The following is a 19,226-nucleotide window of genomic DNA, read 5'->3' as shown; positions in this document are numbered from 1 at the left end:
CAACAAAAAACAAAACAAAAAAACATTTACACAATTATATTTACAAAACCCACTTCGGAACGTTTTTTTGCCTCTTTTGATGGGGGTGAGATTCCCGGAGTTTCGTACCCCCTCACCTCTTTTCCTCTCCCTTGGGGGAGAGGATGGCCGTTCTCCGGCTATGGGAGCGGATTGCAGGTTGCCTGTGAGTCTTTGGCGTCCGGCGCAGAATCCGTCTGCGGCCGGAGCGTACAAATGACCTTTGGAATATCCAAATGAATCACTTTGCGGAGGCGGTGACGACTGTCTCCTTGGTGCGTGATTCTACAAGCACACGGAAGCCGACGTTATAGACCGGCTGATGCGGCTGATAGCGCCAGCGGGAAGCGCTGGTCACGTAACGCATGGTGTCATTCCAGGAACCGCCGCGAACCACTTTCAGACCGGGGGCGCGCGGATCATCGCGGCCATCGTCCGCCTTGTAGGGATACGGCTTATAGGTGCTCAGGCACCACTCGGCGGCGTTGCCGTGCATATCGAGCAGCCCCCAGGCGTTGGGCGCGTAACGCCCGCCCGCACCGAGGTAGGCCACGCCATCGCTGTAACCGGGTTCGCAGCGGCCATAGTTCCAACTGGTGATGCCGGCATCCGCAATGTTGCACAGGTTGTTTTTACCCGGAGCGTATTCGCCAAAGGAGTACATGGCATCCGTGCCCGCACGACAGGCGTACTCCCATTGCGCCTCGGTGGGCAATGTGCAGCGCTGGCCGGTCTTGTGGGAGAGCCATTCGCAGAACGCCATGGCCTCGTTCCAGGACACGCGCACCACCGGATAATCGGCCACATCCAGCGGCACACCGCGCGTGGTGCGGTCTTTGCCGCGACCTTCAACGAAACCGTTTTCATGCTTGGCGTCGAACCGGGCATATTGCCTGAGGGTCACCTCCATCTGGCCCAGATAGAACGGCCGATCCAGGGTAACCACGGAAGCCGGTGATTCATCCGGGAAACCGTTCGGATTGCCCATGACGAATTTACCGGCGGGGATCATGGCAAACTTCATGGTCACACCATCGCCGAGATCGAGTTCCAACGGGGCCGGACTGACGGCTTTCTGTGCGGCCTTGGCCTGATCGGCAGTCATGGGCCAGTTTTCGAGCTTCGGCATTTGCGCCTGCCGGGAGGACATGGGTTTGGGCGGCTCGAAGGCGGCAATCTCCGGCAACGGCTGCGGGGCCTCATCCTGATCGTCCAAGTTGGAGAAGACCTTTTTATATTTGGCGCGGCGCTCGACGAGATCATTGGGCGGCGGGCGGTGGCTCTCGCGCCAGTTGGCCGGATAAGGCAGGTTGTAATCAATCCACGTGTAGAGCCGTTCCCAATCGTCGCGGGTCAACTCGACGTTGTAATGGCCCTTCTTCAACATCTGCACCAACACGCTGGTATCGGCCTCGAACTCCGCCGGAACGTGCATGTGCATATCCGATTCATAACCGGCCCGGCGGACGTATTTCTGCAACACTAGGTAGGCGGGGCTGTAGTTGTCCTTGAACTCCGGATGCAGCCGCTTGGCGCGGAGATCGGGCGTGGCAACCGCCTGCCCCCCGTTCTGGTACGGCTTGCCATCGTGGCAGCCCACGCAGCGCCGATCCAGCACGGGCTGGACTTCGCGGTCAAAGCTGAAGCCGCGCACCGGGCCGTTCCAGGGTGTAATCGCCATCGGCTTATTCATGGCGGCGAGGTTATATTTGGCGGCGGGACCGTTGTTCTGCTGCTCATGGCACCCGATGCAGGAGGCGAATTCGCCCGGCATGGCCGTGTACCAACTGCGCATCTGCTGTTGCGCCTTGCCTTCCGCATCCAATGGCTGCAGGAAAATCGGCGTGTTGGCCGGCACGCGGAACAGCGCCGAGCCATCTTCATTGACGGGCACGGTGCCGAGGATGCGTTTGACATCCCAGCCACCTTCGAGACTGGAGGCGCGGGTATCGCCGTTGCCGGGATAACGATAATGATGCGTGCCGACCCGCAACGCCTTGATGCTGCCGCGCGGATAACCGCGCAACCCGTTGCCCTGATAAATATCCGACAGGTAAATCACGCCATCCGGCTGATCGGTGGTGAGGGTGGAGGGAATGACGGGCGGCAGGGGACGCGATTGCAGCGGGATGGGCGTCATGTAGCCGCCGGTGAGAATCGGGGTCAGGTTATCGTAGATGTCCGCCAGATAAAGGTCCCAGGTGGAATACGGATCCTGCTGCATGCAGACGAGGAAATACTTTCCGGCACCGAGATTCGAGCCGGGTTCGGCCAGCGGATAGGGCGCGGCGAACCGGGGCCACACCTGCCCCACGAGATTGTCCTGAATGATGGGCTCCACTTTCTTGCCGTAGCCGGGGATGCGCTGAACTGCGCCGCTGGCTTCCTGACGGCCCTTGGCCGGGTCCAGGATCAGCAGCTCACCCACGCGCGACACGCCGTGATGACCGGAGACCACGCACACCACTTCCGTGGGATGACCCGGAATGGGGCGCGGCCAATACATGGCGTTGGGCCAATACGAGCCGCTGCCGTAGTATTCCATCTGGCTGGAACCATCCGGGTTCATGCGGAAGAGAAGGCGGGAGAAATAATGCGGCAGATCGGTGTACTCCCAGCGGGTGTAGAGCACGCGCCCATCGTTCAGCACCACCGGATTCCAATCATGATCCTGATCATACGTCACGCGCCGCTCATTCTTGCCGTCGGCGTCGAGGATATGCAGGTTGCCCACCCCACCGCCACCGGTGCAGGGCACGGCCTGTTCGCACGCGGCGGAGGCGCAGACAATTTTGCCGTTGGGCAGGTAGCAGCCATCATAATGACTCACGGGCGGATCAGCCGCCGAAACCTGCCGCAGTCCGGTGCCATCCACATTCATTTCCCGCAAGGTATTGCCATCCGAGAACAGCAGCCGATTGCCGTCCCAGTGCAGGTCCATGTCGCTCACGGCACCTTTGTAAACGGTGGTCTGCTTGCCATCAGGGCGCACCGGCGAGAGCACAATCAGCTCATTGCCCAGCCGGTTGGGACCGCCCCAATTGGAGCTGAATCCGGCCTGGCCTTTGACCAACAGCAACCGGCCAAACCCCAGCAACGGCGTATCCAGCAGGAGATCGGCTTGCAGGGCGGTCAGCATCTGCCCCGCGCGCAGCACGGCCGCAAGGGCCTCGGGCTTATTCTCCAACACCAGCGGCCACAGAGCCGCCACCGTGGTTTCGGCCCCGGCAATCTGGCGCAGGCCACTCTCCGCCTTGGGATGCCGCTCCCGGAACATTTCGCGCTGATCCGCCACCGCCAGCCGAAGGGATTGAACGCGCCCCGCCAGATTGATGGTCTCCTGCACCGTGGCGAGCTGGTAAAACTGCTCGCGCAACGCCGCCGCTCCGGTCGCAGTTCCCTTCGCCTTTTTCATCGCATCACACCAGGCCTGAACCCGCTCCTTGAGCGGAGCCAGCGCCAGGGCTTTCACGCCCGCCGTCTCGGCCAAGGTCTTGTTCAGATCGCTCAACCGGCGTTGAACCCCCGCCTGGTAAGCGGGTTTCAGATAAGCATCCGCCTCGCCCGGCAGCCAGTCATCCACCGTGCGGGCTTGCGGATCACCCCACACATGATCTTCCACCTCCCAGCGCGCCAGGATTTGATCCATGGCATTAGTGAACATCGCCCGGGTCTCCCGCAGCACCTGCTGACGGCGACCCTTGCGGTTCCCCATGTCGCCAGCGCCCGGACGGTTTAGGTTGGGCTTCAAAGAAGTGAAGAAGCGATGTTTCCCCTCTGCGCCGCTCCACAAGGTGAGCACGAACTGTTGTTCCCCGGCATCCGCTTGCAACTCCGACCCGCCGCGCAGCAAAGGCAGCGTTGACTGCAAGCCCGGCCCTTTGCGACCCGGCAACCAATGGCCAGACGCGCGATCCGCCGCCAATTCAAAGTACAACTGCGCCCGCCCCATGGGCTTCTTAAAGATCAGCGTGCGACAAAGGATAAAGACCGAGTCCTTGGTGGCACCGCGATAACCGGTCAAATCATTAAGCTGCCCGTCCTTGATCTGATCATTGATTTCCCAACCGATTTCCTTCCCCTCCTGGCCCAGGTAACGGCGGGAGAGATCCACCGACTGCCCGTTGCGAATCTCATCCACGTCCTTACTTTTCGCCGGGAGCGGCCCGAGCACGTACCATGGGCCGGGGGAGAAATTCGTGCTCTGCATGGCCAGCACATCCTGGGAGCATTCCCATTGGAAGACTGTCTCGCGGCTGGCGATGAGCGTCTCCTGCCAGGTGGCCTTGGTGACGAACTCCGGCGCGGTGCCCTTCTGGGCCGCTTGCGCAGCCACACTGCCGAGCAGGGCCAGAGCCAATCCAACGGATAAAGAATGTTTCATGATGGCGGCTTTCATTATTGTGTGGCGACTGTACGCCGCCCCGGTGGTTTTGGCAATGGTGGAAAAGGGGGTAAATAGCGGTTAACTGCTCCTTTGCTCGTTGGAGCTTTTGGTGTCCCGCTTGCCCATTCGTTTCATCATCCGCGCTTCAGCGAATCGCCGTGCCTGCGCCCATGAAGTCGGCGATGAATACCGGACCGGCCAGAATAGCCAGCAAGAGCAACCCAACCGGAATGGCACTGGGTCGGGCAGACCGTCCGCCGTGATCGGGCAATCAGTCCCGAATGCCAGCCAGCCAGCCTTGGCTGGATACCAGGTTGCCTCTGCGAAGTACCCTCCTGCCCGGAGCCAGGCAGACCGGTGAAACCGCCTCCGCATCAGGATCGGCACCCCTAGCGTTCACCCACCGCCCATCCGCCGTCCCTGATCCCGGAAAAAATCAGTCTCACTCCGGGAAAAACTCAGGTCATCCCGGCCCAAAGTAATCTAACTCGGGGCGCATGTTAGACTACCTGCGCTGGAAATTACATCATCCCAGCCGTAAATCATGTCATTGGGAGCGTATGTTATGTCATTTAGCCCATGGATCATGTCATTCCCGCCGAGAATCATGTCATTCTGGACAGGAATGATGTCATTTTTTCCAAATATGACATCATTTTTGATAAACATGACATGGGAAAAAAACAGATTCATGTCAATTACCCATTGAAACACAGTCACTTACGCATGAAGCTTCCAAAAACGTCAAAAAACGCGGGTTTTCAGCTTTAATGTCGGGTGTTAAAGTAACCTCTGGCACCCCTTCTGGCTGCGGTTGGGTTTATTGGGCGGCTTTCCGGAGGTCATGCCCCGTTCCCCTCATGACGCTCCGGCTAGCTATCTGTCATCCCATGCGGGATGAGCGAATGCTCGGAAGCCTGCCTTGGCCGAACCCGAAGGGTTCACAGAGTGTAGCCGGTGTTGTCCGGAGGGGGGAGGGGCCGGACCACCGGAATCGCGGAAAAAAACCGAATGCACCCCGGAGTGGGTGCCAGAGATTCTGAGGTAATGCCTTTTCGAACGAAAAAAGTGAGCACATCGCGTTCGATACCTGGAATGGCATCCGCTCACCGCCATTCGCTCAACTGACTGATTGGGCTATTTGTCACTACGATACCCACACCATTTGAGTCGCATGGAGAACCCATTTCGCGCCATTCCTGTGAAGGATGTAAACATTGCCTCTTCCACTCATAGGGCCATTATATTCCCCCATATAGACAATCGCGACCAAGTTGTCAGGGGAAATGCCAACCCGCGACAGCTTGAGAAATCCACTTGCATTAGGAAAACGCCGTCTGAACAACTTCCAAGGCGAATCAACGCTCCGGTCAAATATCTCCATTACGCTCGTTTCAGACACCAACCGGGCTCGTAGTGCTAAGTCTGCCCGGAAATCAATCTGAGCACGATCTGCATTCTTGCGAAGAAAATCCGCAACAGCCCTGGGCAATGCGTCCTTATACCGGTCCCTGTGTCCATGGAATAAGTCGTACAACCTAGTTGTCCAGTGCCTCGTATCGGGATGCGACTCGCGAAATTGCTTCGAGAACACACCATAGTCCTTGTCCCTTTGAAGGTCTTTGATGGTAGTGAAATCAAGAATAACGTGATTGGTCAATAGTTGCATCTCGATTTGAGAAAGCACCGCCTCAATTACTTCCTGTTCCGCCAAGGTCAAGTTGGGTGACGGTGGTCTACGGTGACTTGAAACGGCGAGTGCGAATGCGCCACAAATGATCGCGACCATTGCGGTTGCGAGTATTGCCCGTGGCGATTTCATGCTATGGCGAACAGTCTTATTGAACACCCTTCCCGTTCGTTGTTTCCGTTTTCCAGTTTATTATCATGTTGCCGACACTCCGTAAAAAGGCTCTTCCGTTCAATGGGAAAAGGCTACACCGATTCCCCCTTGGAGGAGAACTGGTCTTCCTTGTTTTTGAAGAGCAGGTTGAAGGTGGTCAGGGAGCCGTAGCAGCGGGTGATGTATTGTTGCATCTCCACTTTCTCGCCGTCGGTCAAGCCCGGATGGCCGTTGATCTTCTGCTCCAGCACGCGCAACTGGTTGCGCAGGCCCACGACTTTGTGGAAGAAGATTTCCATGGGCACTTCCTTGGTCTGCAAGGTCGGGTCCGCCGGGTGCATGACCATTTTGCCTTTGTGCCACTTCACACCGAGTTGTTCGACCACGGCATGATCGTGTTCCTGGATCAGTTCGGCGGCGACGTCCTGGGCGACTTGCCGGACGAATTGGGCCAGCGGCACTTCGAGGCCGGTGACGGCCACCTGGGGTTCCGCCAGCTCCAGCCCGCTGAGTTCCGGGGAGACCATGCGCGGCAGGTCGGTGAATACCACTTCCGCCGTCTGTGGGTTGATGGCGCGCACTACGCCGATGCCGTATTGGGGATGGCGTACTTTCAGGCCGAGCTGCAAGGATTCAATTTTCATACGTTTTAATATAGCATGGTTCGTGAGTTCAGGGGCGGCGGCGGATTTCCACCACGTCGCGCGCGGCAAAGGTGAATTTCTCCAGCACGGATTCTTTGGCCTCGAATTGGGTGTCCTTGAGGTCCAGCGCTTGCGCGCAAATCTTGGTGCCGTCTTCCAGCAGGATTTCGTAGGGGGCCGGTTCCGCCGCCACTTCATGCAGGGAGAGCGCGGCGGCCTGGTCGCCGGTCTTGAAGGTGCGCAACCCGAGCACTACGGAGCTGAGTTTGATGGTCTCGCGGTCCAGCGACCGGAAGTCGCCATCCACAAAATCGCCGTTGCGCAGCAGCAGGCCAGTGCGGCCCAGGATGAACGCGGCGGTCTGGTCGGCTTTGACCGGTTGGAAGTAGAGGCGGGCGACGTTGAGGGTGGACACGGAGAGTTCCTCCTTCTGCACGCGGCTGAACTTCACGGCGGTATCATCCGCGCTGTTGATGGAGCAGGGGATCTCCGTGCCGCTGCGCAGGATGATGCGCGGTTTGAACTGCACCGGGGCAAAGCTGCGGGTGGTCAGGCCATCAAAGGTGCTGCGGCAAAGCATGGTCGGGTTGCGGCTGCAAACCGCGACGCCAATGTGCAGTTTATCGGGCCAATCCACGGTGTCAGTGCCAAGGGTGGTCCATTTCTGGCCATCCTGCGAGTAAAGCCCGGTGATGTTTTTGCCGTCGCGCTCGAGTTTGAGCCACACGGGGGCGAAGATGTCTTTGACCTGATTTTGCTCGGTGTACCCGTTGTTCTGGCCGCGCCACTGGAAGACGAGGCCGCGCGCGTACGTCAGGGCCACGTAAAAGTTCTTGGAGTTAGGCTCCAGTTTATCGCGCAGCATCAGGCCGGCCTTGGCCCATTCGTTGGTGCTCAGGATGCTGGTCACCTGCACGGTGATGTCGCCGCTGCCTTCGAGCGTGTTATAGACGTAATAAAAGGAGTCGTTGTTTTTGCTGATCTCATCGCCGCCGCCCAAAATCGCCAGGCGCGTCCCTTCCATGCTGTGCGAACCGCGCGCCTGGGTGCGGCCCAGGTCCATGCCTTTCCAGGTTGGTCCGACTTTCTGGGTGCTCTCGGCGCCACCGGCCTTGGCGTGGGGCGGCAGGGTTAATTGCTGGATTTGATTCACTTCCAGGCGCAACTCCGGCTGGCCTTCGCGGATGACCTTGAGCCCGCCCGCCTCGAATTTTAGGTCGCCTTCGTACTGCTTGCCATCGGTGGTTTGCACGCGTCCGGTGGTGGCGACCGGCGGGGCGGTTGCCTTGGGGGCTTCGCTTTCCACGCTGCCCAAGCGCCGGATTTCAGCGATAGCGTCCTCCGCGAACTCGATGGTGCCCATGTCCTCGAGTTCGACGGTCACTGAGCGTTTGCCCAGCCATAACATGCGTGCAAAGATCACGTCGCCATCCACGGTGCGCAACTCGAACGCGGCGGGCCGCGCCGCAATATCCCGGAAGACCACCGCCGAGACCTCCAAACCGGCGCGGTACTCGACCTCCTTGCCATAGACCCGGCCTTTGACGAGCCCGGCCTCGTAGCTGCGAAATTGCCCCGCCACGAATTCATTGCGGCGCAGGAAGAAACCCGGGCGGCCGGACTTGATTTTCTCCTCGGCGTCCGGTGGCAGCGGCTGAAACAGGAGTCGGGCCACTTCGCCGGTATTCAGGGAGAAGGTTTTGCGCGCACACACGAAGCGGATGGTGGGAGCTTCGGCAGCATTGAGTTGTCCGGCCAGGGTGCTGCCATCGGCCATCATCAGGCGCGGCATATATTCTTCGGCCAGCTTGGGAATGACATACGCCTGCGCAATACGGGTGGTGGTAAGGGCGGTCTCGCGCCGACTGAGGGTGAACAGACCGGCAAACACAGTCTCAGGCATTTCAATCTTGGCGGTTTCCAGAAACTCCCAGGTGGCGCCGTCCTTGGAACGAAACGCAGTGAATTGGTTTCCGCGTCGCTCCAGCTTCACCCAGTGAGGGTATTTGATGTCCCGTTCGCGGGATTGGGTTTTCTGGGACTCGGTATCCCGGTTTTTGCGCATATAACAAGCCGCGCCTTCCCCAGCGGTGATGGCCATGGCGGCTTGTTGGGATTCCGGCGTGAGCGCGGCGCGGATCATTACCCCGCCCATGGTCCAGGAGTCTTTCCATTCCAAACCGACCACCCGGGCGATGATTTCGCCGTTGCCTTTGAGGGTTTTATAGGCAAACAGGCAGGAATCACTTTTTCCAGACAAGGTCATGCCGCAGGAGCGGAGACCAAAGGTGCCGAAGGCGTTCGTGGTGCCGCGTTGTTCCAAGCGGTATACCACGCCCCCCGGCTGTTTCGCTTTGCCAATGTCCTGAAATTGCCAACTCGAAGGGATTGCGCCATTCGGTTGGTCTGGTTCCGCTGGCGGCAAAAAAGGTTCTTTGGAAGCCGGTGCCTTGGTAAGGCTCAGATGCGCCAGGTTCTTGAGGTCCAGCCGGGTTCCGCCCACGACCAACTGATCGCCGCCGGGCAAGGTCACGTCGCCTTCAAATGTTTTGCCATCCGCCAGCAACGCTTTTCCTTGGGCACCATGCAACCGGGCGGTGGGTAATGTCAAAGCCAGGGCAAGCAGGGCAACCCCGGCCAACCAGGCGCGCAGTCTAGCGCCTAGCCGGACATGATTCAATGGATGGCGGCAATACATGTGCCACTAGAGTTATGGAGCTTCCCTGATTTTGTCAAATCATGGCGAGAATAAATCACGGCACAGTCCGAGCCCCGAATGCCGAAGTCCGCAAGAACCGTTTGCCGGGGTTCAGGATCCGGGGTGCGGGCTTGGATCTCCGCACCCCGGTTGAGGTTTAAGGAGGAATGCTAACGGAGGTCACTATAACACATTCGGCAGACAATGCAACCGCATAGTTAAAAAAATTTGCATATTTGTCACCTGCCGCATTGACGGCGGGTGGGTAAAGCCTATAACCTACGCCGGATTCGCCCGCTGTAATGTTATTGGCGCGAGTTCTGGATGCTGGAAGAAGGCCGGAAATCGCCCAAGCCGGCGGGACGTGTATTAAAACGACGTAATAAAATTGGGATAACGCATGAAAATATATCAGACTTCGGACCTGAGAAACATCGCCATTGCCGGACACGCCTCCTGCGGAAAAACCATGTTGGCCGAGTGTATGGCCCTCTGCGGCGGCGTCATCAATCGCTTGGGCAGCACGGCCGGCGGTTCCACGATTTCCGATTATCGTGATGAGGAACATGCACGGCAAATTTCCACGCAGGCTTCCATGCTTAACATGGAGTGGCAGGGCAAGAAGATCAATTTTTTCGATACGCCCGGTTATCTCGATTTCTTTGGCGACACTCTCTCCCTGCTGCATGTGGTGGATCTGGCGGTCGTGGTGGTTCATGCCAATCATGGCGTAGGGGTCGGCACGGGCAGGGTGTGGGACACTGCCACGGCGGATGATATTCCCAAGGCCATTGTCGTCAATGCGATGGATAAGGAGAACACGGATATTGACGCGTTACTGGCCAGCTTGCGCGAGCAGTTCGGCAAGACGGTGTTTCCCTTCACCTATCCGGTCAATCCCGGCCCGGGTTTCAATAAAATTCTGGATGTGCTGGATTCCAAGGTGGTCACCTATAAGGATAATACCGGCAAACCCGAGGAAACCGATGCGGATGCCTCCCTGAAGGATAAACTTTCACAGTTTCACAACCAATTGATGGAATTGGTGGCGGAGTCCGATGACAAGTTGCTCGAGAAATTCTTCGACAAGGGGTCATTAACCGAAGAGGAAGTGCATGATGGACTGCATCCCGCCTTGATGAATCACGGGGTGATTCCGCTCTTTGTCACGTCGGCGGAAAATAATATCGGGGTGACCAAGCTGCTTGATTTCGTGGCGAAGTATGGGGGGTATCCCGGCGACCATGCCAAGGCCAAGGCCGTGGATAATGGCGGCAATCCCGTCGCGGTGGCCCTGACCGATCCCGATCCGACGCTGTTTGTCTTCAAGACCAGCGTGGAAGCGCAGTTTGGAGAGCTGGCGTACTTCAAGGTCATGTCCGGCCTGTTGAAGGTGGGGGCGGACTTGTTCAACTATGACAAACAAACCTCGGAGCGCATTGGCCAGATCTATATTCTGAACGGCAAGGCGCGGGTACCGGTCAATGAATTATGCGCGGGGGACATTGGCGCGGTGGTGAAACTCAAGGATACCCATGCCAATCACACCCTGTGCGGGTCCAAGCGGCCGGTTTCCTTCACCAAGATTCAATTCCCCAAGCCCAATATTCATGCATCGCTGATCCTGCATTCCAAGGGCGATGAAGACAAAGTGGCGCAAGGGTTGGCGGCGTTGCACAATGAGGACCCCACCTTCAGCTTCCTGGTGGATTCCGAGCTGCACCAAACGGTCATTTCGGCACAGGGAGAATTGCACCTGGACGTGATGGCTGGCCGCCTGAAGGCGCGTTACAAGCTCAACATTGAGCTGGCGCAACCGAAGATTGCGTACCGCGAAACGATCAAAGGCCGGGGCGATTCCAAGTACCGCCACAAGAAGCAAACGGGCGGCTCGGGACAGTTCGCGGAGGTTTGGATGCGCATCGAACCCAAGGCGCGGGATACCGGCGTCGAGTTCACCCAGACGCTGGTCGGGCAGAACGTGGACCGCACCTTTGTGCCGTCGGTGGAAAAGGGCGTCAAGAAAGCCTGCGCGGAAGGCATCATTGCCGGGTACAAGGTCGTGGATGTGAAGATTGAGTTTTACGATGGCAAGATGCATCCGGTGGATTCCAAGGATATCGCGTTCCAGATCGCCGGTTACTTCGCCTTTAAAGAAAGCTTCCAGCAAGCCAAACCGTGCATGTTGGAGCCCATCAACTCCGTCGAAATCCGTATCCCGGAAGATTGCATGGGCAACGTCATGGGCGATTTGTCTAGCCGCCGTGGGAAGATTCAGGGTATGGATTCCGCCGGCGGTTTCCAGATCATCAAAGCGCTGGTGCCCGCCAAGGACCTGTATCGCTATTCCAGCACGTTGCGCTCGCTGACGGGCGGACGGGGGGTTCACTCGGAGGCGTTCGATCATTACGAAGAAATGCCGCGCGAGATGGAGGCCCACGTCATTGAGGAAGCCAAGAAGCGCAAGGTCGAGGGCGAGAAGGTTGAAGAATAATATCTGCCTATGGTTAATGACAGTGACGCTATGCCACCGGAGCACTTTGCCCGCGCCATCGAACGGCGCGCGCAAGTGCTCCTGATTTTTAAACAAGAACTGATCCGGCGCTTGAACCTGCCGTTCACGCCGGAGGATTTGCACGAGGATGTCTCCCTGCTTGGGTCTGGCCTGGGCTTGGATTCCCTGGATGCGCTCGAAATTGTGCTGTGCATCGAGAATAGTTTCAAAATCAAGATCCCAGATCAAAACATCGCCATCCTGCGTTCCATCAACACGATCGTGGATTTCGTGATTGAGCAGCAGGATAAACAGAACGGGGGTGTCGCGTGAGAGCTTCCCCATTACGCGCGACGCTGGCCGAAGCCGGCGCGGTGTTTCAGGAACGGCATGGTGTGGAAGTCGCCGCCCGCTTCGCTGGCCCCAAGGTGGAGTATCACGCCATCCGCGACGCCGTTGGGCTGACCGACTTTTCTTTTCTGCGAGCCTTCCGGTTGCCGGAGGATAAGGCCATTGATTTCCTCGATGGCCTGTTGGGTGGCAACGTCGCCAAGATTCGTTTTGGCCGCGTGCTGCATACTTGCCTGTTGGATCGCGAGGGAATGTTGCTGGCGGATTGCCTCGTGGCCAATAACGACCAGGAGTTTGTGTTCCTTTGCGAAAGCGCGGTGCCGGACGCCGAACTGGATGCGGTGCTGCAATTATACCAGCCAGCCCAAGCCGGGTTGGAAGACCTGGCTGCCTCACATGCCGTGCTGAGCGTGGATGGCTTTCGCGCCTGGGAAGTGGTCAAAAAGCTGTTTGGCGCGGATGTCCTCGGGTTGCCGTACATGTCGGTGGAAAATTATACGTTTCAGGGGCAGCCGATCCGGCTGTTCCGGGCGGGCAAGACTTCGGAATTCGGTTATCTGCTGCTCGTGCCGCAGACGGTGGCGGCGGTACTGTTCGATACGTTGAAAGCCGAAGTTCAAGCCTTGGGTGGCGCGCTGTGCGGCGTGGAAGTGCATGATGCGTTGCGGCTCGAAGGCCGGTTCTTTAATATCCAGCAGGAAGGCCGATTGGTGCGGGACCCGCTCCCGCTGGGGCTGCAGTGGATGTTTGATTTTGACAAGGATACCTTTCTGGGTGCCGAGGCGATCAAGCAGCGCCGGACCGACGGACTGCGCCGCAAGATCATCGGGGTCTCCGCCGCGCCGGGTTGCGAAGGGTTGCAAGCGGGCGCGCGCCTGTATCATCAGGGGCAGCCGGTGGCCGAAGTGGTGACTACCTGCCACTCTTATGTACTCGGGCGGCAACTGGGCTTGGCCATCTTTCCGGCGGAACTGGCCTATTCCGGTTTGACGTTCCGCCTCGGCAGTGCAGCGGGGCCGGTGGTGCAAAGCATCTCCATGCCGCCGATCATGCCCAAGAGCCTCACCGTCAAATTGGATGAACTGTAGCTATTGCGCCGACCTGCGATGCCGCCGTCCCACCCAGGCCGATTGATCAAGCGCACGCTGAGCCTCGAGCCGGCGTTTCACGATACCGACATGATGGGTGTCGTGCATAATTCCGTGTATTTCCTTTGGTTCGAGCAGGGGCGCCTGCAAATCATGCTGGAGGTGTTGCCGCTGGCGGAAGCCTTGGAATTGGGCGTGGCCACCATGGTTGTGGAGAATACGTGCCAATACCGCAAGGCGGTGAAGTTCGGGCAACGCCTGCTGCTTTACACCACGCACCGCATTCAGCCTGCCTATGAGGGCCGCCTCGTCTTTCAACATTATTTGATCCACGAAAAGCAGCGCACCCCCATGGCGCAAGGCCACACGACTGTGACCCTCGTGGGCTTCCCCGCGCATCAGTTGATCAAGACCTGGCCCGAGCCCGTCTGGCAACGGTATCAGGCGTTGCGGTGAGGGATTGTGGTGCCAATGAAAATCGCAACTTTTCACCAGCGGCGGAGTATCTACTAGTGGTTGCTTGCAACCGTGCCTGCCGCGCATTGAACGCGCTTGTGTGGGACTCCCTTTAATGGTTGGCTTGTGTCATGCCGCAGTTTGCTTATAAAGCCCGTCGCCGGAACGGCGAGGTAGTGCAGGGTGTGTTGGATGTGCCGGACCGCGCCGCGGCCCTCACGCAGATCGAACGCCTCGGGCTGCTGCCTGTCAAAATTGACCTGCCCAAGGGCGGCGCGTCGGAAAAGGCCGGGGCGAAAAAGAGTGGGCAGACCGGGCAGGGCGGGGCACCCGCCCGAGGGTTGGCCGCCATCATGCCGCCAGCGCTCGTCGGGCTGTTTGCCGGGCAGCGTAAACCCAAAATCCAGGAGATCGCCACCTACACCCAACAGTTGGCCAACCTGCTGAATTCCGGCATGACGCTCACGGTGGCGTTAAACAGCATGACCCACCTGGAATCCAAAGGCATTCCCGCCGAAACCAGCCGGCAGTTGAAGCAGGACGTGATGGAAGGCAAAAGCCTCTCGGATTCGATGGCCCGTCAGCCGGTGATTTTCACCGACATGTATATCAACATGGTGCGCGCGGGCGAGCAAAGCGGCGCGCTGGTGGAAGTGCTGCGACGGTTGGCAGACCATCTTAACCGGTTTGCGGAGGTGCAGTCCAAATTCATTTCGGCACTGATTTACCCGGCGGTCGTCGCCTGTGTGGGCGTCGGCATTATTTTCTTTTTCATGACGTTCATGCTGCCCAAGTTCAAGGAGATTTTCGAGGGCATGAAGGTGCCGTTGCCGCCCTCCACCAAATTATTGATTGCCGTGGGCGATCTGTTTGTCAGCCCCACCGCCTGGGTGCTCGGCGGTCTGGTGGGTGCCGCCGGCGTGGTGTTGTTCATGCGGTTTCGCGCCTCGGAAGCCGGACGGCGCACCATGGATCATTGGAAATTAAACGCGCCTGTGTTGGGTAAAGTGGTCAAATTAAACCTGTACGCCCAATTCTCCCGAACCCTGGCGACGTTGTTGCAAAACGGAGTGCCAGTGCTGAACGCCTTGAAAATCACCGAGCAGGTGATTCCCAATGTCGCGCTCAAAGAGGCCATCGCCAAAACCCGCGAGGCCGTCACGGATGGCAAGACGTTTGCCCAGCCGATGGCCAAGAGCGGGGTGTTCCCGCAATTGATGATTGACCTGCTGAAGATTGGCGAGGACACCGGCGATGTGCCCGGGGCGCTGCGCAACCTGGCGGAAACCTACGAGGGTGAACTCATCCTCGCCTTGCGGGTCATGACCAACCTGATTGAGCCCATCATGATCATTTTCATGGCCATGGGGGTGGGCTTGCTGTTATTCAGCATTCTCTCCGCCATGTTTGCCATCACCAGCAGCATTGGTCGCTAACTATTTGCCATGCGGACCCGCCGCCACATCTTTCCCGCCATGCATCCGGCCCCCCGCCGGTGGTTGGCACGGCGTGGTTTCACCCTGATCGAGATCATGATCGTGGTCGCCATCATGGCGCTGGTCCTGGGCATCGGGATTCCCGCCATGTTCCGCGCGGCGGAAAAGGATTCACTCCGCCAGGTGGTGACGGATGTGATGGATGCCTGCGCTTCCACGCGTGCCCAGGCCATTCTCACCGGGGAACCCAAGGAAATGATCATCCACCCTCGGGAACATACCATTGTAGCTCCTGGGAAAAGCGATACTGTCACCATTCCCGACCGCATTATCATTGACTTGATGGGCGTGAATTTCATTGAATTGCAGGAGGCGGACGAGGCACGGGTGCGCTTTTTCCCCAACAGCACGTGCGACGAGTTCACCATTGTGCTGCGGGCGGAGAATAACGAGATGCGCAAGATTTCACTGGATGTGATCACCGCCACGACGGAACTGGAATCGGATCCACACAAATTTCTAAAACGGTAAACCCGACCAGCCATGCAACTGCCACACAAACAAATGCGCTCGGACCGGATGGCCGTCCGGGGCGTGTCCTTGCGCGCGTTCACGTTGCTGGAGGTCATGATCGCCGTGGGGATTTTCTTTGTGGCGTTGATTTCCATCCTCGGGGTCATGAGCCAGGGGCTTTCGGCGGCGCGGAGTTTGCAGCATAGCGGGCCGGATTGCGGTTTGCTGGCCTCCGAACTCTCATTGACCAACCAATTGCCGGATGGCAAGGGGGCACATGGGGATTTCGGCAGGATGTATCCCGGCTTCACTTGGGAATGGGAATCCTACGAGGCCTCGTCCAATGGGTTGTACCAGGTGGATTTCGCCATCTTCAAACAAACAGGGCGCGGACGCGAGCCGTATCAAGTCCTGAGCGTGTTCATGTATAAACCGGATTCCCAACGCTCGGGCGGTGGGTTCGGAGGACGGTCCTCTTTTGGCAACCGATGAATATGCGCACGTGCCATCACATCGCCCAAGGTAGCCGCCAAAGTCAGGCAGCGGACAAATCCGCAATCCGCAATCCGCAATCCGCAATCTTCGGGCTCCGCCGTGCCTGCCTTGCCTTCACCCTGGTGGAAATCATGCTGGCGATGGGGATTTTCGCCTTTGTCATGGCCTCCATTTATTCCAGTTGGACGTCGGTGATACGGGGTTCGATGGCTGCCCAAAAAGCCGCCATTGCCGCGCAGCGCTCACGGGTGGCCGTGCGCGCCATCGAGGACGCCATTCTGACCGCCCAGGTTTTCGAGGCCAACCCGCAACATTACTGGTTTGTGGCGGATACCAAGGGCGAGTTTGCCACGCTGAGTCTGGTGGCTCGGTTGCCGGAATCGTTCCCGGGCAGCGGCATGTACGGCGATCAAATGTTGCGCCACGTCAGCATCACGGTGGAACCGGATAACGAAGGCGGGAACAAACTCATGTTGCGGCAATGGCCGCTGCTCATGCCGGTGGATCGTGGTGGTGCGGACGCCAAGCCGTATGAAATTGTGTTGGGCCGGAGCGTGGACCTGTTTAAAATGGAGTTTTGGGACAACGATAAAAAAGATTGGATGGATGAATGGCCGGCTTCAAAAACGAACTCGCTCCCCCTATTGGTGCGCGTGGCGGTGGGCATGGGCAACGGGCCGATGGTGCCGATGAGCGAGCGGGAAATCGCCACCCGCATCATCGCTCCGGTGGCTACCAAGGTCCCCCTCGGATATCAAATCCCCGGTGCGCCCAATCAGCCGCCCGGGGTGCCGCCGGGAATGCCTCCGCCCCCCCCGCCTGGACGGATCATGCGATGAATGTGAGTATGCAACTTCGCTTCAAACATCGCCAGCAAGGGATTGCTCTCGTCATCGTGATGATTGTCATTACGTTCCTATCCATCTTGGTGGCCGGCTTCTCTTACTCCATGAAAGTGGAGACCAAACTGGCGCGCAACGCCATCTACGACCCGGAAATGGAGTGGCTGGGACGTTCCGGCATCGAACTGGCCAAATATGTGCTGGGCCAGCAGCGCAACATTGCCGGCGAAAATAATTACGATTCCCTCAACCAGAAATGGGCGGGCGGCCCCGGTAATTCCAATAGCGTCATCGCGGATGTGCAGATGGATAATGTGCCGCTGGGGCGCGGGTCGTTTTCCGTGAAAATCACCGACTGCGAACGCAAGTTCAACGTCAACGTGGCGGATGAAATGATCCTTCAGCAAGCGCTGCTCATCATGGGGGCCGATCCCTCTGAATTTACGACCGTCGTCAATTCCATCCTCGACTGGATTGACCCCGATGACACCCCGCGCACCGGCGGCACGGAAAGCGATTACTATGAAGGGCTGAACCCGCCGTATTCCGCCAAGAACGGGCCGGTGGACGACATGAATGAATTGCTGCTGGTTCGCGGTGTGACACCGGAAATGTTCTGGGGACCGCGCTACAGCGGGCCGCCCTCGGTGAACATGTTCAGCCGGTCACGGCATGGCCTTCGTGAGCGTGAGCGGCCCGCCTATACCACCGGCTTGGTGGACCTGTTCACCCCGTTTGGCAGCCGGGGCATCAACCTGAACACCGCCAGCGCCACCGCGCTGCAAGTCATCCCGGAAATTGACGAAAACACGGCGGCGGAAATCATCAAGCGCCGCGCCGGACCGGATGGCGCGGATGGCACACTGGACGATATGCCTTACCGCAGCCCCGGTGAACTGGCTTCGGTCCCGGGAATTTCTCCGGCGTTAGTCGGCCAGATCAGCCGTTTTTTTGTCGTTCAAAGCACGACGTTCGAGGTGGAAGTGACCGTCAGCCTCGATGGGCGCACCCGCAAATTCTTCGCCATCCTGCGCCGCCTCGATACAAAAAATGTCCAGGTGCTGACGATGTACTGGAAGTGAGTTTTGTCAGGTTGTCAAACTTGCCAACCACTCACCGCCGACCGTCGTACCAGATATGGCACTGATCGCGGTTGCGAAACTGCCGTCCGCCACTGAAGACGGAGCGCCACAGAAACCGGAAATACTCTCCGCGCGAATACAGGTGCAATTTGCGGGCGGAAGTGAGCAGCGGATGCCGCGTGAGGATGACCACTTGTTTGCCGCGTTTTTTCGCCAGTCGCTTTAGGCGTTGGCTGAACTCGATTTCTTCGGTGACGTAAAGGTCTTCGCTGAACCCGCCCAATTCGCGAAACGCAGCGGTCTCACAATAGATGAAGGAACCGGCGGCGTAGCGCTTCCACCGGCTGATGCCGTTCCATAGCGCATTGGCTAGCCGGACAATGGGTGGCAGCACTTGGCCGTCCATTTGCACCACCGCGCCTCCGCCCACGGCGCGTCCCTGTTGGATTTCCCGTGCCACCTCTGCGAATAATTCCCGGCTGGGGTGCGAGTCCGCATCCACAAATACCAGCCAGTCACCGTTGGCCGCGCGCGCGCCGCTGTTCCGCGCACGAGCGATCTGGTTGTTTGGTTCAAAAACAACGTGGGCACCTTGGGCGCGCGCCACTTCCGCAGTCTGATCGGTGGAGTTATTATCGCAAACGATGAGTTCCGGCTGCCAACCTTGGGCCTCGAATGCCGACCACGCTTCTTTGACTGCCGTCAGTGTGGCCGGCAGCAGCTTTTCCTCGTTATATGCCGGAATGATAATCGAGATTTTCACTTTGGCAAAAGCCTTTCAAACACAAATTTCACGGCACTCCGCATTCCGCACTCCGCATTCCGCACTCCGCATTCCGCACTCCGCATTCCGCACTCCGCATTCCGCACTCCGCATTC

General features: G+C 58.5%; 14 protein-coding genes. 10 read left to right on the top strand and 4 right to left on the bottom strand.

Going from position 1 to position 19,226, the window contains the following annotated elements; all coding sequences use genetic code 11:
* A partial coding sequence (locus WCO56_22475; protein ID MEI7732355.1) for a hypothetical protein occupies positions 1–258 on the top strand: 258 nt, incomplete at its 5' end.
* A gap of 1 nt (position 259) precedes the next feature.
* Here the strand turns inward: WCO56_22475 and WCO56_22470 are convergent.
* The 3 genes from WCO56_22470 to WCO56_22460 all read right to left on the bottom strand — a co-directional run bounded on the left by WCO56_22470 (position 260) and on the right by WCO56_22460 (position 9,590).
* The gene (locus WCO56_22470; GenBank protein ID MEI7732354.1) at positions 260–4,402 is read right to left on the bottom strand and encodes an SUMF1/EgtB/PvdO family nonheme iron enzyme; all 4,143 of its coding nucleotides are present in this window, start codon (positions 4,400–4,402) and stop codon (positions 260–262) included.
* A 1,938-nt stretch (positions 4,403–6,340) separates the two neighbouring features.
* A complete protein-coding gene (locus tag WCO56_22465) occupies positions 6,341–6,892 on the bottom strand; it encodes a hypothetical protein (protein MEI7732353.1) in 552 nt (183 codons plus the stop codon).
* 28 nt (positions 6,893–6,920) lie between these two features.
* Positions 6,921–9,590 (bottom strand): hypothetical protein, encoded by a 2,670-nt coding sequence (locus WCO56_22460; GenBank protein MEI7732352.1) that lies wholly within the window; start codon positions 9,588–9,590, stop codon positions 6,921–6,923.
* 400 nt (positions 9,591–9,990) lie between these two features.
* Here WCO56_22460 and WCO56_22455 point away from each other — a divergent pair, with 400 nt between their 5' ends.
* The 9 genes from WCO56_22455 (at position 9,991) to WCO56_22415 (ending at position 18,347) form a co-directional block, all read left to right on the top strand.
* On the top strand, positions 9,991–12,084 hold the full coding sequence (locus tag WCO56_22455) for an elongation factor G (GenBank protein MEI7732351.1): 2,094 nt from the start codon (positions 9,991–9,993) through the stop codon (positions 12,082–12,084).
* 9 nt (positions 12,085–12,093) lie between these two features.
* Entirely contained in the window at positions 12,094–12,417 is a 324-nt protein-coding gene (locus tag WCO56_22450) for an acyl carrier protein (GenBank protein ID MEI7732350.1), read from the top strand.
* Complete coding sequence (locus tag WCO56_22445; protein ID MEI7732349.1) at positions 12,414–13,523, top strand: hypothetical protein; 1,110 nt, start codon at positions 12,414–12,416, stop codon at positions 13,521–13,523. Before WCO56_22450 ends, WCO56_22445 begins: the two co-directional genes overlap by 4 nt.
* A gap of 18 nt (positions 13,524–13,541) precedes the next feature.
* On the top strand, positions 13,542–13,979 hold the full coding sequence (locus tag WCO56_22440; GenBank protein MEI7732348.1) for an acyl-CoA thioesterase: 438 nt from the start codon (positions 13,542–13,544) through the stop codon (positions 13,977–13,979).
* A 131-nt stretch (positions 13,980–14,110) separates the two neighbouring features.
* The gene (locus WCO56_22435) at positions 14,111–15,415 is read left to right on the top strand and encodes a type II secretion system F family protein (protein ID MEI7732347.1); all 1,305 of its coding nucleotides are present in this window, start codon (positions 14,111–14,113) and stop codon (positions 15,413–15,415) included.
* 9 nt (positions 15,416–15,424) lie between these two features.
* Positions 15,425–15,946: a prepilin-type N-terminal cleavage/methylation domain-containing protein gene (locus WCO56_22430; GenBank protein ID MEI7732346.1), complete on the top strand. Its 522-nt coding sequence runs from the start codon at positions 15,425–15,427 to the stop codon at positions 15,944–15,946.
* Between the two features lie 12 nt (positions 15,947–15,958).
* Complete coding sequence (locus WCO56_22425) at positions 15,959–16,420, top strand: hypothetical protein (GenBank protein ID MEI7732345.1); 462 nt, start codon at positions 15,959–15,961, stop codon at positions 16,418–16,420.
* Positions 16,421–16,422: 2 nt separating this feature from the next.
* Entirely contained in the window at positions 16,423–17,262 is an 840-nt protein-coding gene (locus WCO56_22420) for a prepilin-type N-terminal cleavage/methylation domain-containing protein (GenBank protein ID MEI7732344.1), read from the top strand.
* A gap of 8 nt (positions 17,263–17,270) precedes the next feature.
* Positions 17,271–18,347, top strand: coding sequence for a helix-hairpin-helix domain-containing protein (locus tag WCO56_22415; GenBank protein ID MEI7732343.1), 1,077 nt, complete (start codon positions 17,271–17,273; stop codon positions 18,345–18,347).
* 31 nt (positions 18,348–18,378) lie between these two features.
* Here WCO56_22415 and WCO56_22410 read toward each other — a convergent pair whose 3' ends face one another.
* The gene (locus WCO56_22410) at positions 18,379–19,110 is read right to left on the bottom strand and encodes a glycosyltransferase (protein ID MEI7732342.1); all 732 of its coding nucleotides are present in this window, start codon (positions 19,108–19,110) and stop codon (positions 18,379–18,381) included.
* Between the last annotated feature and the right edge of the window lie 116 nt (positions 19,111–19,226).

The organism is Verrucomicrobiota bacterium (genome assembly GCA_037139415.1).
Lineage (GTDB): Bacteria > Verrucomicrobiota > Verrucomicrobiia > Limisphaerales > Fontisphaeraceae > JBAXGN01.
Note: the sequence above shows the minus strand (reverse complement) of the source record. Positions and strands in the feature narration are given on the sequence as shown.

Bases quoted from the DNA above. Each gene is read 5' to 3' on its own strand.
- WCO56_22440 (MEI7732348.1), top strand. From the start codon at position 13,542: ATGCCGCCGTCCCACCCAGGCCGATTGATCAAGCGCACGCTGAGCCTC.
- WCO56_22450 (MEI7732350.1), top strand. From the start codon at position 12,094: ATGGTTAATGACAGTGACGCTATGCCACCGGAGCACTTTGCCCGCGCC.
- WCO56_22460 (MEI7732352.1), bottom strand. From the start codon at position 9,590: ATGTATTGCCGCCATCCATTGAATCATGTCCGGCTAGGCGCTAGACTG.
- WCO56_22470 (MEI7732354.1), bottom strand. From the start codon at position 4,402: ATGAAACATTCTTTATCCGTTGGATTGGCTCTGGCCCTGCTCGGCAGT.
- WCO56_22415 (MEI7732343.1), top strand. From the start codon at position 17,271: ATGCAACTTCGCTTCAAACATCGCCAGCAAGGGATTGCTCTCGTCATC.
- WCO56_22465 (MEI7732353.1), bottom strand. From the start codon at position 6,892: ATGAAAATTGAATCCTTGCAGCTCGGCCTGAAAGTACGCCATCCCCAA.
- WCO56_22455 (MEI7732351.1), top strand. From the start codon at position 9,991: ATGAAAATATATCAGACTTCGGACCTGAGAAACATCGCCATTGCCGGA.
- WCO56_22420 (MEI7732344.1), top strand. From the start codon at position 16,423: ATGCGCACGTGCCATCACATCGCCCAAGGTAGCCGCCAAAGTCAGGCA.
- WCO56_22435 (MEI7732347.1), top strand. From the start codon at position 14,111: ATGCCGCAGTTTGCTTATAAAGCCCGTCGCCGGAACGGCGAGGTAGTG.
- WCO56_22425 (MEI7732345.1), top strand. From the start codon at position 15,959: ATGCAACTGCCACACAAACAAATGCGCTCGGACCGGATGGCCGTCCGG.
- WCO56_22430 (MEI7732346.1), top strand. From the start codon at position 15,425: ATGCGGACCCGCCGCCACATCTTTCCCGCCATGCATCCGGCCCCCCGC.